Annotated in this window: 12 protein-coding genes; 6 read left to right on the plus strand and 6 right to left on the minus strand. The window is 70.4% G+C overall.

The features are described from left to right. Positions 1 to 57: 57 nt before the first annotated feature. Both JK356_RS14735 and JK356_RS14740 read right to left on the minus strand, forming a co-directional pair. Positions 58 to 594 carry a hypothetical protein gene (locus JK356_RS14735; RefSeq protein ID WP_201868310.1) on the minus strand — a complete coding sequence of 179 codons (537 nt, stop codon included), beginning with the start codon at positions 592 to 594 and terminating at the stop codon, positions 58 to 60. Between the two features lie 228 nt (positions 595 to 822). Then, on the minus strand, positions 823 to 1,476 hold the full coding sequence (locus JK356_RS14740) for a bifunctional 4-hydroxy-2-oxoglutarate aldolase/2-dehydro-3-deoxy-phosphogluconate aldolase (RefSeq protein ID WP_201868312.1): 654 nt from the start codon (positions 1,474 to 1,476) through the stop codon (positions 823 to 825). Between the two features lie 331 nt (positions 1,477 to 1,807). Between JK356_RS14740 and lanKC the strand changes: the two genes are divergently transcribed. The 3 genes from lanKC to JK356_RS14755 all read left to right on the plus strand — a co-directional run bounded on the left by lanKC (position 1,808) and on the right by JK356_RS14755 (position 6,695). Continuing rightward, the gene (lanKC, locus tag JK356_RS14745) at positions 1,808 to 4,447 is read left to right on the plus strand and encodes a class III lanthionine synthetase LanKC (protein WP_201868314.1); all 2,640 of its coding nucleotides are present in this window, start codon (positions 1,808 to 1,810) and stop codon (positions 4,445 to 4,447) included. A 158-nt stretch (positions 4,448 to 4,605) separates the two neighbouring features. Continuing rightward, complete coding sequence (locus tag JK356_RS14750; RefSeq protein ID WP_201868316.1) at positions 4,606 to 4,761, plus strand: SapB/AmfS family lanthipeptide; 156 nt, start codon at positions 4,606 to 4,608, stop codon at positions 4,759 to 4,761. 104 nt (positions 4,762 to 4,865) lie between these two features. Then, the gene (locus JK356_RS14755; RefSeq protein WP_201868318.1) at positions 4,866 to 6,695 is read left to right on the plus strand and encodes an ABC transporter ATP-binding protein; all 1,830 of its coding nucleotides are present in this window, start codon (positions 4,866 to 4,868) and stop codon (positions 6,693 to 6,695) included. A gap of 388 nt (positions 6,696 to 7,083) precedes the next feature. On the opposite strand, the gene JK356_RS14760 is transcribed toward JK356_RS14755, so the two are convergent. Genes JK356_RS14760 through JK356_RS14770 form a run of 3 tightly spaced genes read right to left on the minus strand, consistent with a single transcriptional unit; the run spans position 7,084 to position 9,601 of the window. Further along, the gene (locus JK356_RS14760) at positions 7,084 to 7,854 is read right to left on the minus strand and encodes a DUF6406 domain-containing protein (protein ID WP_201868320.1); all 771 of its coding nucleotides are present in this window, start codon (positions 7,852 to 7,854) and stop codon (positions 7,084 to 7,086) included. A gap of 8 nt (positions 7,855 to 7,862) precedes the next feature. Then, entirely contained in the window at positions 7,863 to 9,299 is a 1,437-nt protein-coding gene (locus JK356_RS14765; protein ID WP_201868322.1) for a C2 family cysteine protease, read from the minus strand. Then, positions 9,299 to 9,601, minus strand: coding sequence for a hypothetical protein (locus tag JK356_RS14770; protein ID WP_201868323.1), 303 nt, complete (start codon positions 9,599 to 9,601; stop codon positions 9,299 to 9,301). Before JK356_RS14770 ends, JK356_RS14765 begins: the two co-directional genes overlap by 1 nt. 199 nt (positions 9,602 to 9,800) lie before the next feature. Between JK356_RS14770 and JK356_RS14775 the strand changes: the two genes are divergently transcribed. From JK356_RS14775 to JK356_RS14785, 3 genes are all read left to right on the plus strand, one after another. Further along, positions 9,801 to 10,154, plus strand: a complete 354-nt coding sequence (locus JK356_RS14775; RefSeq protein ID WP_201868325.1) for a hypothetical protein — start codon at positions 9,801 to 9,803, stop codon at positions 10,152 to 10,154. 247 nt (positions 10,155 to 10,401) lie between these two features. After that, positions 10,402 to 11,277, plus strand: a complete 876-nt coding sequence (locus JK356_RS14780; RefSeq protein WP_201868327.1) for a hypothetical protein — start codon at positions 10,402 to 10,404, stop codon at positions 11,275 to 11,277. Between the two features lie 1,134 nt (positions 11,278 to 12,411). Beyond that, positions 12,412 to 14,523, plus strand: coding sequence for an AIPR family protein (locus tag JK356_RS14785; RefSeq protein ID WP_236671329.1), 2,112 nt, complete (start codon positions 12,412 to 12,414; stop codon positions 14,521 to 14,523). A gap of 540 nt (positions 14,524 to 15,063) precedes the next feature. On the opposite strand, the gene JK356_RS14790 is transcribed toward JK356_RS14785, so the two are convergent. Continuing rightward, positions 15,064 to 16,029 (minus strand): hypothetical protein, encoded by a 966-nt coding sequence (locus tag JK356_RS14790; RefSeq protein ID WP_201868329.1) that lies wholly within the window; start codon positions 16,027 to 16,029, stop codon positions 15,064 to 15,066. Between the last annotated feature and the right edge of the window lie 2 nt (positions 16,030 to 16,031).

Here is a 16,031-nt window from a genome sequence, read left to right on the forward strand (position 1 = left end):
ACCGGCGCGCGCGTGCCCGCCTCGCACCGCACGGGCGGCCGCGGTGCGCTCGGGGTGTCAGGCGGCCTGGCAGTGCTCCGCGGCCAGGCAGGACAGCAGCGACGGCCGGTGCAGGGCGGCGACCCGGTCCAGCAGGTCGGGGTGGCGCAGCAGGGCGGCCGCCTCCCGGTCGAGGTCGTCCGGCCTGGTCAGGCGCCGGAAGTCGTGGGTCAGGCCGGCGGCGTGCGGGGAGCGGGACAGCCGTCCGGCCGCGGTGCGGGCCAGCGCGGGCGAGGCGAGCAGGCACGCGGCCCAGCTCGCCACGACCTCGTCGACCCAGCTCCGCCAGGCCGGCTCGTGCGGTTCGGGGCCCAGGACGCCGGCCCCCACCAGCTCGTCGAGCCGCGCCGATCCGCCCGGGCCCGCCATCGCCACCAGGGAGGCGTCCATCACCGTCGGGTAGCGCAGCCACGCGGCGGCGGTGACCGCCTGGCGCGCCTGGGCGTGCGCGAGGGCGGCGCGGAACGTGCCGCCTGCGGCGGGTCCGGCAGCGGGAAAGGCCGTGACCAGCCACCGCGTCGTCGCGGCTATGACGGGCGAGAGCGCGGCGGTCATCGCGGCCTCCTTTCCCCTTCTCCTGGCTTTCCTCTGCTTTCCCCTGGCCATCGCTGGCCCGGTACGGCACACCGGTGCGACCGGGGCACTCTATGCGCCGGGCGAGCCGAGGAAAATGACGCGAATCACACCGTGCGCCACGAAGGCGCGCATACCGGACGGACCGGCCTCACGCCGGCGCCGCGCTCCGGGCGGTCCGCGCGGCGCCGGTGCCGGCGGCCGTGCCGGTCACCGGCCGCCCCCGAACAGCCGGGCCAGCTGTGCCGGGTCCTGCGGCAGGCCGGAGCCGACGCCGACGGCCACCGCCCCGGCCTCGAGGTAGGCGCCGGCCTCGTCGACGGAGATCCCCCCGGTGGGGATGAGCGCGGCGTGCGGCAGCACGGCCCGCAGCGAGGAGAGGAACTTCGGCCCGCCGACGTGGGCGGGAAAAACCTTCGCCGGGCCGCGCCCGGCGGCGTCGGCGATCTCGGCGGGCGTAAAGCCGCCCTCGATGAACGGAATGCCGTGCCCGGCCGCCGCCTCGCGCACCGCGGGGGCCGGGTAGGGCGAGACGAGGAAGTCCGCGCCCGCGCCGATCGCGGCCGTGGCCTGCTCGGCGGTGGTGACGGTGCCGACGCCGAGCAGCGGCCCGGGCTGGCCGGCAGCGGCGCCGTGCCGCTCCCGGCAGGCGGCCAGGGCGCGCTGCCAGTCGGGGGTTGAGGTGGTCAGCTCGACGACCTGGCAGCCGGCGTCGAGGAGGCCGCCGACGGCGGCGGTGGCCGCGGCGGCGTCCGGCGAGCGGAGCACCGGCAGCAGGCGCTGCGCCGCGAGGGCCGCCAGCAGCCGGTCCGTCGCGGCCGCGCGGGTGCCGTGCGGGGGTGCTTCGTTTCCGTGTGATCGCATCGTCTGCCCTTGTCTGCCTTGTCCGTCGGGTGTCCGTCGGCTGTCCGTCGGGTGTCCGTCGGGTGTCCGTCGGGGTCGCCCACCAGTCGTGGACGGTACCGTCCGCGGGCCGGCTGACCGGCAGGCAGGCGGGCCGGTACGCGGACACCACCCGCCGCACCAGCCACAGCGCCCGGCACGAACAGACAACAGCCCGACAGGTTTGGACAAGGCGCTCCGCGTCACTCCCGCGCACCCTGAAAAGGCAGCAACCCGACTCCCTGGCGGCACATCCGTCCAGGCACGCAGAGGGACGCGGCGGTACCCGCCCCGCACCGGAAGGGACAGGCTGGTGGAAGAGCGCTACGAACTGTTCTGCACGACCGACCCGTCCTTCTACGACCAGGCCGGTCCCGGCACCGCCGACGACGAGCTGTTCACGCAGCTGCGGGCGGACCGCACTCCCGAGGGGTGGGACCGGCACACGCCGCGGGGCTGGATCAGCTACCGCCCGCGCGGCGTCCGCCTGCCCAGGCAGGGCTGGAAGATCCACGTCAGCGCCACGCTCGACCGCGCGGCCGAGGTCGTGCGCGACGTCTTCAGCGTCTGCGTCGCCCACCGGGCGCCGTTCAAGGTGGTGCCGGGCCCTCGGGAGTACCACCGCCGCAACGGCAAGTACGGGGAACGGGCGGGCAGCGGCAAGCTGGTCACCGTCTACCCGCTGGACAACAACCACCTGCGCGGCCTGGTCCTCGCCCTCGACGAGCGGCTGCACGGCGTGCCCGGGCCCTACGTGCTCAGCGACCTGCGCTGGCAGGACGGCCCGGTCTACGTCCGCTACGGGGCGTTCGTGCCGCGGATGGTGCGGGGCGCCGACGGCCAGGAGGTCGTCGCCATCGAGGACCCCGGCGGCAACCTGGTGCCCGACCCCCGCGGCCCGGTCTTCTCGCCGCCGGACTGGGTGGAGCTGCCCGCGTTCCTCCGTCCCGCGCTTGAGCGCCGGGACGCCGACCGCGTCGACAGCCTGCCGTTCGAAGTGGTCCGGGCGCTGCACTACTCCAACGGCGGCGGCGTGTACGAGGGCCGCCTGCGGGACACCGGCGCCCGGGTCGCCGTCAAGGAGGCCCGGCCGCACGCCGGTCTCGACGGCGCGGGACGCGACGCGGTCACCCGGCTGCGGCGGGAACGGGACCTGCTGGAACGGCTGCGCGGGCTGCCGGGCGTGCCGCGGCTGCTGGGCTACCACGCCCTGGCCGGGCACGAGTTCCTCGTCGAGGAGTTCGTCACCGGCGAGCCGCTGTACTCGGCCTGTGCCCGCCGCAACCCGCTCCTGCGGAGCCGGGCGCCGCAGGAAACGGAGCTGGCCGGGTTCCGCGACTGGGCCATGGGGCTGTGGCAGCGGGTCGCCGGCACGGTACGGGCGATGCACGCCCGCGGCGTCGTCTTCGGCGACCTCCACCTGCACAACATCCTGTACCCCAGCCCGGACGACGAGGCCGCCGGGGACACCTCGGTGTGGCTCATCGACTTCGAGGGCGGGTGGCTGGCCGGCGAGGACGGCCGGCAGCTGGTCGCCAACCCGGGGTTCGCCGCCCCGCGCGGCCGCGAGGGAACCGAGGTCGACGAGTACGCCCTGGCCGCCCTCAAGATCGCGCTGTTCGCACCACTGACGGCGCTCGTCCCGCTGAACCCGGACAAGGCCGACCACCTGGCGGAGATCATCGCGGACCGGTACGGCGTGCCCCTGGCGTGGTTCGACGACGCCCTCACGCGGCTGCGGCCACGCCCGGCCGCGGCCCGCCCGGCGCCCGTCCGCACTACCGGCGACGCCTGGCCGGCGCTGCGGGACTCCCTCGCCGCCGCGATCCGGGCCAGCGCCAGCCCGGACCGCGCCGACCGCGTCTTCCCCGGCGACATCGAGCAGTTCTCCTCCCCCGCCGGCGGTCTCGGCCTGGCGTACGGAGCGGCCGGCGTGCTGTGGGCCCTGAAGACCGCCGGCGCACCGGGCGTGCCCGAGGCCGAACGGTGGCTGCTGGACCGCATCACACACCACCGCTCCGACCTGCCCGACGGCTTCTACACCGGGCGGCACGGCATCGCGTACGCCCTGTGGGACCTGGGGCGGCAAGACGAGGCGGCCGGCCTCCTCGACGGGCCGCCCGGCGCCGCGCCCCCCGGCGACAACCTCAGCCTCTTCGACGGCCTCTCCGGCATCGGCCTGAACTGGCTGCGCTTCGCCGGGGAATGCGGCGACGACCGGTACCTGGCGCACGCCCTGGACACCGCCGCGGCCGTGCGGGACCGCCTGGGAACGGTCGAGGACGTGCCCGAGCGAAGCGGCGGGCCGCACCCGCGGGCCGGGCTGCTGCACGGCTCGTCCGGGCCCGCGCTGTTCCTGACCGCCGTGTACGAGGCGACCGGCGACCCGTCGTGGCTGGACGCGGCCCGGACCGCCCTGCGGCAGGACCTGCGCCGCTGCACGACGGACGAGGACGGCGCGCTGCACGTCAACGAAGGCTTCCGGCTGATGCCGTACCTGGAGCACGGCAGCGCGGGCATCGGGTTCGCGCTCGCACGGTACCTGGCCGCCCGGCCGGACCCGGAGCTGGCGGACTCGCTCGCCGCGGTCGAACGCGGCGCCGCACCCGGCCTGTGCGTGTACCCCGGCCTGTTCACCGGCTACGCGGGACTGCTGCTGTTCCACGCCCGGAAGCGGTCCGGCGACCCGGCCGCCGACCAGCGGCGGCTCGCCGGCCTCGACTGGCACGCCATGGACTGGCAGGGCCACGCCGCCTTCCCCGGCACGCAGTTGCTGCGGCTGTCGATGGACCTGGCCACCGGCGGCGCCGGCGTGCTGCTCGCGCTGGCCGCGACCCGCGCCGCCGGCACCCGGCAGGAACCGCTGCTGTCCCTGCCGTTCCTGCTGCCGCCCGCCCACGCCCGGCGCCCCGCGCCCGGACCCACGCGGCGCGCAGCGCTGGCCACCCCCTGACCGGGCCCTACCGGCCCGCAGGCGGGCCCAGCCGACGGGCGCACCGCACCGCCGCACGCCCGGACCGCCCGTCGTGCCCGCCCACCAGACCTCGGACCGGCCCCGTGCCGGATCCGGGCCACCGTTCCCCGGCGATCTGGAAAGGAGGTGAAACCGGCATGGCCATCCTCGATCTGCAGGGTCTTCAGGCCCCGGAGACCAACGCGGTCGACGTTGCTCAGATCTCCAGCTACGCGAGCACCGGCGGCTGCTGTGTGCCGTCCCCCATCCACAGCGGTCTGTCGATCCTCTGCTACGACAGCTACACCGAGTGACCAGGGGCCGCCGCAGCGGCACCTGCCGGGGGGCCGCTCCAGGTCGACGCTGGAGCGGCCGCCCCGGCCATCTTCCCCCGCAGACCTCCTGGAGGCGAGTACGCATGGCACCGCCCGCACCGGTACGGCTCCGCGGCCTCCTCGCCGCCTACCGAGGGCGCCTGGCGCTGCTGACGCTGCTGATCAGCGCGCAGTCGGCGACCGCGGTCGGGCCGGCGCTGGCGGGACAGCGGCTGATCGACGACGGCGTGCTCGGCGGCGACTCCCGCCTCGTCTGGCTGCTGTCCGGCGCGCTGGTGGCCCTGGGCCTGGCCCAGGCCGGGCTGACCCTGCTCGAACACCGCCTCGCCACCCGGCTGGCCGAGGACATGGTGCTGTGGCTGCGGACCGAGCTGTTCGCCCATCTCCAGCGGCAGTCCGCCGGGTTCTTCACCGCCGCCCGGACCGGCGCCCTCGTCTCCCGCGTGCAGAGCGACCTCGCGGGCGTGCAGCAGCTGATCGCCACGACCCTGCCGGCCGGCGCCGGGGCGGCGGTGCTGCTGGTCGTGGCCGGCGGCGCCATGGTCGTGCTCGAATGGCGGCTGGCGGTGGCCGCCGTCGTCCTCGTCCCGCTGCTGTACGGGCTCACCGCGTATTTCACCGGGACGCTGCGCCGGGCGAACGAGGAGCAGCTCGGCGCCCAGGCCCGGCTCGACGCGCTGGTCGGCGAGCGGCTCAGCCCCGGCGGCGCCGAGGTGATCCGCCACTACGGCCTGGCCGAGCGGGAGGTGGCGGGCTTCAGCCGGCGGGCGTCGCGCATCCGGGACGCCTCGGTGCGCCGGGCGGTGCTGGCCGCGGGGCTGGCGGGCTCCGTCACGCTGCTGATGAGCGTGGTGACCGCCGTCCTCTACCTCGTCGCCGGGCACCTGGTGATCTCCGGGTCGCTCAGCGTGGGCGCCATGGTGGCGATAGTGACGCTGATGGCGCGGCTGTACTCGCCGCTCGCCGCGTTCCCCAGCGTGCGCGCCGACCTGATCGCGGGACGCGTGGCGCTCGGACGGGTCCGGGAGGTGCTGGAGTTCACGCCCCGGGTGACCGACCCGGCCAGGCCGCGTCCGCTGCCGCCCTGCCCGCCCGGCAGCGGACGCGCCGTCACCTTCCGCAACGTGCACTTCCGTTACCCTCCGGCGGCCGAACTCGTGGTGCCCTCGCTCAGCGAGGAAGACCCGGCGACGCCGCAGCGGGCGGGCAGGGCGGCGCTGTCCGGCGTCGACTTCACGGCCGAACCGGGCGCCACCGTCGGGATCGTCGGCCTCTCCGGCGCGGGCAAGTCCACCCTGGTGCGGCTGCTGACCCGCTCCTGGGACGTGACGGCCGGCCAGATCCTGGTGGACGGCGTCGACATCCGCGAGCTGCGGCAGGCGGAGCTGCGGGCGTCGGTCGGGGTCGTCGCCCAGGAGACGTTCCTCTTCCACGACACCGTGCGCGCCAACCTGCTGCTGGCGCGCCCCGATGCCGGCGCCGATGAGCTGGAGGCCGCCTGCCGCCAGGCGTGCCTGTGGCCCGTCATCGAACGCCTCCCCCAGGGGCTGGACACGGTCATCGGCGACCAGGGACTGCGGCTGTCCGGCGGCGAACGGCAGCGCCTGGCGCTGGCCCGCGTGCTGCTGAAGGCGCCCCCCATCGTCGTGCTCGACGAGGCGACGTCGCACTCGGACAGCCTGACGGAACGCGACCTCCTGCGGTCGCTGGAGCCGTTCCTGGCCACCCGGACCTGCTTCGTCATCGCGCACCGGCTGAGCACGGTGCGGGACAGCGACGTGCTGCTGGTGCTGCGGGACGGCCGGATCGCCGAACGCGGCACCCACGACGAGCTGCTGGCCGCCGGCGGCTGGTACGCCCGCCTCCACCGGGCCCAGCACGCGGGCACCGCACCGCAGCCGGCGGCCGGCTGAGCCTCCGCCTGCGGGACCGGGCCCGTCAGCCGCCGGGCGGCCTGCGCGGTGGCGGCGGCCACGAAGTACGGCACGGCCAGCAGGAGCCGGCCGGTTCCGGCGCGCCGCCGCTGGCCGGCGAGCCACTCCTCGGCCCGCTCGCCGGTGACGGCGCCGCTGGCACGGGCCGCCGCGGCGAGCCGGGTCAGCAGCGACAGCGTCCCTGCGCCAGCCGGCACCGCGTGCTGCGTCGCGAGGCCGGGCGGCTGCGGGCGGAGATCGCGGCGGCCCAGGCGGCGCTGGAGCTTGTCGAGGGCGGCCTGGCCTGCCCGCACGAGGACGTCGCCCAGTGCCCGCACTACCAGCGGCTCGTCACCAAAGCCGTCCCCCCGCAGCGGGAGGGCGGCGGTCAGGCGGGCCCGAGGCGGTGCAGGTCGACGTGGGCGTTGAGGTTGGCACGCTGGTTCCCGGCGTCCTCGGGCGCCACGGGGGCGATGTCGTCGACCCGCCACAGCTGCCCGGCGATCTGCACGGTGTCGCCCACCTGCACGTCCCGGTAGAACGCGTCCTCGCTGCCGCTGACGGAGATGTCGGCGCGCGGCGGCTCGTCGCGGATCTCGTTCACCACCACGGTCAGGCCGTTCTCGCCCTGGCGGCGGTCGGGCACGTGCCAGCGCATGCGCCAGCGGCCGTCGACGGTGTGGGGCCAGTCCATGTTCTCGTCGTCTCCCTCGGGGTCGGGCGCCGGCTGCTCCGCGTCGTCCGCGGACGCGAGCACCACACGGTAGGTGCAGATCTGGCTCACCCGGTACTCGTGCCCGGCGAGCGTCACCGTGTCGCCGGGCGAAACCGTCCAGGCGGAGCCGTCGCCCGGCTCGTCGCCGGCGCCCTCGGCGAGCACGGCCTGCCGGCTGTGCCCGTCGGCGGCCGCCTCGTCGTAGGTCACGGCGCCGCCGCCCGGCAGCGTCACCGAGCCGCCGCGCAGCACGTGGGTGCCGGCGGCGTCCTCGTCGCCGTCGCACTCCGGTCCGGGGTCGGGCGGCGGCGCCTCGGAGGCCGGGGTGGAGCTGTCCCCGTTCTCGGCTCCCCCGGTGTTCTCCGTGCTTTCGGAGCTGCCGCAGCCGCTGGCCAGCAGCAGCGCGGCGGCAGCCGCGGCGGTCGCGGAACGGGTCATCCTCATGGCCGGCCTCACTGCGGAATCGTGATCATCTGGGGGTTCTCAAAGTACTCGTTGAACTGCTCCGGGGTGACGACGAGCCCCGAGTCCGGGCCCCAGGGGTTGCCCACGATCACGTTGCCGTTCTCGTCGAAGCCCTTCACGTAGTAGGCGTGGCTGGTCGCGTAGCTGCCGTTCCACGACTCGGGATAGCCGTCCGCCTCCGACGGGGTGGAGATGGTCACGGGGTGGCCGTTCTCCCATGCCTCGCGGGCGGCGTCGTAGTCGCTCATGTAGAACGCGCCGGCGTCCTGCGCGTCGTTGCCGGTGAGGTAGGACGGCGACTTCTCCGTGAAGTCGCCCTCGATCGCCCCGTAGGTCCCGGCCGGCAGGTCGTCGTTGTCCTCGCTGTACACCTGGGCGAACGCCTTCTCGTAGTAGGCGGGCCAGGTCTCGCCCTGGCCGTAAGCGGAGGCGGGGGTGCCGTCCGGCTTCACCGGCAGCTCCGGGGTGACGGTCACCCACTGGACCTCGCCGCTCTGGTCCCAGATCCGCACGCTGACGGTCCCGTTCGGGTTCTGCCGGATGCCCTCCTGGATGAACTCGGGGTCGCGCTGCGCGATCGCCGCCAGGGACGACAGGTACCAGCAGTCACCGAAGCGGCCCTGCATCAGGTCGTCGTTGGAGACCAGCTGGCCGGACCCGTCGGGCGCGAACAGCGGATCGGACGGCACCTCCCAGCCGGCGATCTCGCCGTTCTCGAACGGCACGCTGTTGTCGGCGGAGGTCCGCACCCACGGGAACGCGTCGGTCAGCTTGCTGAGACTGGTGTGGCCCACCCGGGACATCATGTCGCTGAGCAGCGACTGGCGCTGGCCGCGGGGCAGGCCGTCGTTGATCCACAGCACGTCCCGCTTGTCGGTCATCAGGTCGTTCAGGCGGCGCAGGTCCTCGGCCGGGATCCTGATGAGGAGCGCGTCGAGCTCGGCGTCGCTCAGGTCCCGCAGCTGCTCGGCGATCTCCTGGAGGTCGTCCCGGTTGCCGTTGACGCCGAAGTCCTTGCCGTCCAGGGCCTGTATCGCCTCCAGCGCCGCGGTGATGTCCTCGGCGGAGGGCGGCGGCTCGTCGGCGAACAGCAGCGCCCGGTCGACGGAGTAGCCCTGCTCCTCCAGCTCGATGCATCCCTCCAGCTGCTGCCGGCGCCGGTCCATCTCGTCGGCGATGTCGGGCAGTTCGGAGTGCAGGCTGCCGGGCAGGCAGCTGGGGCCGAAAAGGTCGAAGGCCGCTCCGAAGCCCACGAGCGGCAGCAGGCTGGGGTCGGTGGTGACGGGTGTGCCGTCGAGCAGGTCCTGCGCTTCCCTGAGCACCGCACGCAGTTCGCTGTGGAGGCCGGTGGCGGCCTCGCCGCGCCCCCGCAGGTCGCTGGCCAGGATGCGTATCTGCTCCGCGTCGAAGCCGCGGAACGCCATCAGGTGTCTCCCCCGTCCTGCCGGGCGCGCTCCTCCAGGGCGGTCGCCTCGGCGGCCCAGCGGTCCGCGTCGGCCACCAGCGCTTCGGCCATATCGTTCAGCGTGCGCTTGCGCTCGGAGAGGGTGGCGGTGGTGCTGTCGGCGTAGGGGCCCTGCCAGATGGCGGGATCCCGCTGTTCGGCGCGCTCGACCTCGGAGTCGAGGTAGGGCCCGAGCGTCTGGGCGATCCACCGGGCGCGCCGGGCGCAGTCCCGTAGCCCGTCCGCGCGCCGTTGCAGCTCGATCTGGCTGTCCTCGCCCACCGTCTTCCCCGTTCTTCCGGCGAGTCACGTGCTTTGCAGCATGCACGCTAGCAACGCTGTTCGCGGTTGCACCCGGTCCGTCACGCCCGAACCTGCGGGCCGCCCGGGCCGCGCTTCCGCAAAGCGAACACTCGTCGCAACACAGCGAGTTGGGCCGATACGCTCCCGAACCCCGTCATCCTGCGCCAGGATGGTGGCCATGCGTGGGGCGGCACGGACCATGGTGCTGGTGGGCTCGGGAGCCTGCCTGGTCGCGATCGCGGTCGCGGCTCTGGCGGCGGGCCTTGAGGAGGCCAGCTGGGTGGCGGGAGTCGTCGGCGCCGTCACGGGCGTCGCCGGTCTCGTCCACGCGGTGTGGGGCAGCGGCGGCAGCGGGTCATCCCGGCTGCGCGTGACGCGGACGGGGGCCGCGACAGCGCGCAACGGCGGAACGGCGAACACGGGCATCACCGGTGCCAGCGACGCGGCCACGGACGCCACCGTCTCCGAGACGGGAGACGCGCGAGCCGACGGCGATGGCAGCGGCGCGAACACCGGCATCCACCTGACCTAGCCACCCCCCGGGCCTGACCACGACGGGAACACGACGAAGGGGACGGCAGCCAACCGTGGCGCTTGGAAACAAGGACGGCGCACGCGCCTCTTGGACAGGCGAAGCCTCGGTGCAGAACGGCGGAATCGCCAACAGCGGCGTGCTGCACGTGACAAGCTGGTGGTGCAGGTCGCGTCAGCGCCGCGGTCCGAGGTCTCCGAGGCGGAAGCCGCCGCAGCCCTGGACGCCTACACTGGATACCCCGGCCGTGCTCCGTCCCGCGCTCGACGCCCTCAAGCTCAAGCTGGACGGCAAGCCCGCCGCCGCGGACACCGTTCGCCGCAAGCTCCCCGTCTTCACCAACTGCCTTCGGTACGCGGTGGAGCGCGAACGCCTTCCCGCCCTCCCGCTCCACAAGGTGGACTGGAAGCCCCCGCAGACGGACGACGAAGTGGACTTCCGCTTCGTCCCCGGCCCGGCGCTGGCTCGCAAGCTCATCGCTGCCGCTGGCGCCGAGAGCAAGCGCGGACGGCACCTGCACGCCTTCTACGGCTGCATGTACTACGCCGCCATGCGCCCAGCCGAGGTGACCGACCTGCGCCTGTCGGCCTGCACCCTCCCAGAATCCGGCTGGGGCGAACTCGTGCTGTCCGGCACCACTCCCCGGGTCGGCTCCGCCTGGACGGACTCCGGCGAATCCTTCGACTCCCGGGGCCTGAAGAAGCGCGCCCGCAAGGCCACCCGCTCCGTACCCATCCCGCCCGTACTGGTCCGCATGCTCCGCGATCACATCAAGGAGTACGGCACGTCCGAGGATGGCCGTCTCTTTCGTGCCGCTCGTGGCGGCCATCTTGTGTCCGACGATTACGGCGAGATCTGGCAGGCGGCCCGTCTCGCGGTGCTCTCCGAGTCCGAAGCGGCCACGCCGCTCGCTGAGGTTCCGTACTCACTGCGGCACGCGTGCGTCTCGTTCTGGCTCGTGTCGGGCGTTGCTCCTGCCGAAGTAGCCCGCCGCGCGGGCCACAGCATCGCCGTGCTGTACCGCTTCTACGCCAAGGTCATCCACGGCAGCCAGGACAAGACGAACCGGCGGATCGAAGACGCCCTGAACGAAGCGGAGAGCGACGACACGGACGCAGCCTGACCCGCCCGCGAAACGGCTCCGGCCGCTGGCACCCTCACTGGGGTGTCAGCGGCCCTTCTGCGTTTGGCCCACACATGGCCCACAGCGGCCCGATGACCAGCGCATACGCTCCGGATTCTGGTCCACGGCTGGTCCACACAGCCTGATCAACAGGTGGGATGCGAGCGTTCAGGGTGAGACACCACCCTATGCAGAAGGGGCGCCCGTGGTGGGACGCCCCTTCTTGACCAGCTACTTCGCTGACCTGGGCGGAGGCGGTGGGATTTGAACCCACGGTGGCATCGCTGCCACGACGGTTTTCAAGATCGCTGCGGTATTCGTCCAGAAGACGCGCTGGCCTGGACTAACTCCGGCCCAAGCCCGGTGGCAGCCTCTCTTGGCCCACATATGGCCCACGATGACGCCAACATGCCCTTCCAGAACGCCGAACCAGTGAGGGCGCGTAGAACCTCTTCCTCCCGAACTACCGGCAGGACGGTCGCTGAGGTCTGCTCGGCCGGTCAGTCGGCCGCTTAGAACCGCCAGCGGTCAACTGCGGTCACGCTGGTTGCTGTACTCCGCTGCTGTACAGCAATGACTCCGGAGGCCGCTCCTCTGACCGAAGAACCTGCAGGTCATAGGTGCGCCCGACTCAAGCTCGCTGATCCCTGTCCACGGATAGTCCACAGACTCGTGATCATTGCCTTGTAAGCCTTCGGTACCCCCTGGCCGTTGACGTAACGCGCCGCTGACCTGCGGTGGAATCGTGATTTCGCCGTATCTCCCCACGAGTCCCTGCCAGATCCCGTCCGGACTGACACACGTGTTGCACGCGCCGACGCGTAGGGCCAACTGACGCTACCGTCCGGGCTAGAGGTGTCCCTCACCAGTAGCCTCCAACCCGCTTTCCAGCCGGTCCCGGGACCGTACATAGACGCTCGCGGATATTCCCATGGAGGACGGAGCGGGCGGCGCGTACCGCAGGGTACCGCTCTGTTCCTCAGCGAAGTGGACAATAAGCAGGACAAAGTGGTCCGCGAAATGGCTGGTGCGCCAGCCGCCCCCGAGCCGTATGATCCGTATGGGACTCCCAAGACTCACCGCCCAGTAGGATGTTGACCTTTCTGAAGTTGACTTGGGTGGAGGCGCTGGGGCATGAGCAAACTGCACGTGGGATACGTCCGCAAGGCGATCGAGGAGCGGTTCGACGGCCTGATCGACATGTCGGACCAAGCGCGGCTGTCGCAGGAGAGCCGGCACCAGGCGTTCCTCAGTCGAGGATTGGCCGCACTGGCGACGCAGATCGAGCACCCGTGCAGTGACCGCGTCGCTGCGTCGAGGGTCTTTGATGGCCAGGACGACCAGGGCCTGGACGCGATCGCAGTGGAAGTCAGCACCGTTCGCTCACGAATCCGCTTGGTGCAGGCCAAGTGGAGTGACCAGAACAAGGGGGCATTTGGCGAAGCCGAAGTCCACAAGATGTTTCACGGTCTTGAACTAATGCTCGACCGCAACTTCGGCAAGTTCAATCGTCGCTTCCAGCCTTTCGTCCCGGACATCGAGCGTGCCTACGAGACCGGCACCCCGAAGATCACGCTTGTTCTCGCCCTGATGCGCGAAGCGCCGCTCAGCGACGGTGTCCGCGAACTGATCAAGATAAAGCAAGGCGAACAGAACCAGGTCGAGCAGATGGTCGAGGTCAAGATCCTCGACTTGCGCGACTTCCATCGAGCCATCCTGGGCGACGCCGCCGCGCCGAAGATCAACGCTAAGGTCCAACTGGAGTGCTTCGGCCAGGAGTCGACGCCGTACAAGGCCATGTACGGAACGATGACGGTGCCCGATCTCGCGGACCTGTACGAGGAGCACCCGCGCGGCCTCTTCGCGCGGAATATCCGGGACTCCCTCGACGAGAGCGACGTCAACCTCAAGATCAGGCGAACGCTACGGGAGGAACCGGAGCACTTCTGGTACTTCAGCAACGGCATCACCATGCTGTGCGAGACCATCACGCCGCTCGGTCGGGCTCTCCCCGGCAAGGTGGGACACTTTCAGCTCACCGGCGTCAGCGTGGTCAACGGCGCGCAGACGGTGAGCGCCATCCACCGGGCGTTCAAGGAAGACCCGGATGCGGCCCAGGACGGCAGAGTCTTGGTTCGTCTGATCTCCCTGGAGCACTGTCCGCCAGGATTCGGCGATCAGGTCACCACCACGACCAACACCCAAAACCCGATCGAGGAGCGCGACTTCAAGTCCCTCGACCAGGGTCAGTTGAACCTTCGGGACGCTTTCGCCCTGAAGCTGAACCGTATCTACGTCATCAAGCGCGGCGAGGCGATTCCGACCTCTGAGCACGGCTGCTCCATCACCGAGGCTGCCGAGGCACTCGCCGCTACCAGCTCAAACGCCCAGCTCGCCGCAATTGCAAAACGTGACCAGAATCTTCTCGCTGAGCTCTGGGAGGACCACAATTATCAGGAGGTTTTCGGTGCCGAGCCGAACGTCTACCGAGTCTGGCGCTGCGTCGAGCTGCTGCGTGCGGTCCGGACTCAGCTCCATGCCCTGCGTGAGGGCCTGGTCTGGCGCGCAGACGCAGCCGCATTCTACGGCGACCTGCTGGTCACCCATATCGTCTACCGCCGTCTGAGCACCCGCTCCATCGAGGACCCGGGGTTCGACTGGTCGGCGGAGCTCGCCAAGGTCCCCGATCTGGTCCGCGACACCTTGTTCTGGGTGCTGCACGCTATCGACGAGGAGTACGGCACCAGCAGCCATATCATCGCGGCCGTCCGGAACACCGAGCGGATCGAGCGGGTGGTGCGGGCGACCCTGCGTGGCCTGGACTCGGAGAAGCAGGCACCACCGCTCAACGCGGACTACCAGGTTGCCCAGGCAGAGACTCGAGGCCGGAGAATCAGCGCGGTTAGCACCCTGGTCGCGGCCCGCCGTATCCCGAACGGCACCGTCCTGGAGTACCGCCCATACAGCAAGCCTGAGCGCCGCGAGATGGTGGCGTGGCTCGCGGAGGATCCCCGGAGGACGCAGGCAACCTGGAGCAACGAAGGAGGTCGCTACCCACTGCAGTGGCACGTGGACAAGGAATGGTACTCGCCGAGCGGCCTGGCCAGGAAGATGCGCCACGAGGCTGCCGGAGTGGACAGCGCGGTGCAGGGCACCCTCAGGTGGTTCGTGCCGGGCGAGGGTTCGCTGGACGAACTCGCGCTGGCAGTCCGGTTGGCGGAGGGGAACGAGCCAACGGAGGGTTGAGGACACCCGAACTGAGGGAAGCGTCGGAGGCCAGTCCAAGCTGCAATCCTGTTGCTCCCGCCTTCCCGCCGTAACGGGTACGGACGGAGCATCGGCGAACTGGAAGAGTGCAGTATGTCAGTCATACGTCCCGGAAGTAATCACTACCCGGAGCAAGATCAGGTTTGCTTCCTCTGTTCCGAGCCATTCGACGGCAGTGGGGATGTAGTCATGTGGGTCGGAGCTGGTTACTTCATGTATCCCCATGGTCAGCGATGCGCTGGTTCCTTCGTTCTCCGGATCGCACGGGACGCCTGGCAAGTGGAGCATGAGCAGGGGCACGTATCGCAGGATGCGTCTCACTGAGGCCGGCAGAACTGCTGTCCCATGGCAAGAGGCTCGTTCCTAGAACAGGAACGAGCCTCTATGCTGCGTGGACCTGAGAGAGCCTAACCCTTGGTTCCTCGATGCGGACTACGGGCGGGGAAGCAACATCCGCATTATGGATCCGGCCAACGAAGTCCCATCAAGATCCGCCTGAAAGCCTCCCTTGGTTTCTCCTCATTCGATCCCAGTCTCGTCGTCCTCCGCAAACTCGTCTACTGATGCAACCGCAGACGCCATGAAGATGTAGTGCTTGTCTTCCCCCGCCAAATAGCTCAGGAAATCATCCCTTAGTTTTTGAGTCCCGAGGTAGTAGTCGCGGAAGGCTTTCGAATAGCTATCTGCCACTTCTCGACTAGGAGGAACTGGAACACGGATCTCCTCGTATCGCTTGCCGACGTCCTCGCGGTTCGTTTGCATGAAGACGATACGGTCCCACTGGCGTCGAACCGCCTTCAAAGTCATTGCCCAAAGAAGGTAGAAGTTGTCGAATGATGCCTTCTCTGACGCGCGGAGAACAAGAACTTCCTTGGTGAGAACGACGCGCTCTTGCCCTGGCATAATAAGGGCGAATTCGCCAATGTTCTTACTGGTCCTAATGGGGGTAATGAGATCAAAGGCCTTAAGGCCTGATTCTTTCCCCTTCCAGAACCTCTCAGCAACTACATCTGGAACTCGATTTGTCGGGTTGATGTTTACCTGGCCGGCCCGAATATCAGACACCTTAATGTATGGCACGTGTCCTGTGCGAAAGTCCGCCGAGGGGCTTCCGTGTCCATGTGTAGATTCAAGCGTGCCAGAGTGGATTAGTTCACCGATCGTTTGGCTTTTGAAGCCCTCGAACTCTGGAGACTCCATCAAGAGTTCAAAGTCTCGAATTGATCGCTCATCGAAGTAGTTCGGAACAGCTAGAAGCCGACTTCCTAGAGAGCTCGAATCGACCCACCGGCTGGTGTCCGTTGTCTCTAGGTTGTCAACGAGGGCGACGACATCTGCTGTGATCTGGTCGTCAATTTCGGACGTCCGAAGGCCGGTTTCAGGATCCACAATGAATAGATCTTCGCCATCCTTGTTGATCCCTACGGTCGGCGCGTACGAGATGAACACCTTGTCGTCGCGAAACCATGCTGGCTTATGAGGCATCG

The organism is Streptomyces sp. 7-21, from assembly GCF_016741785.1.
In the GTDB taxonomy this organism is placed as follows: domain Bacteria; phylum Actinomycetota; class Actinomycetes; order Streptomycetales; family Streptomycetaceae; genus Streptomyces.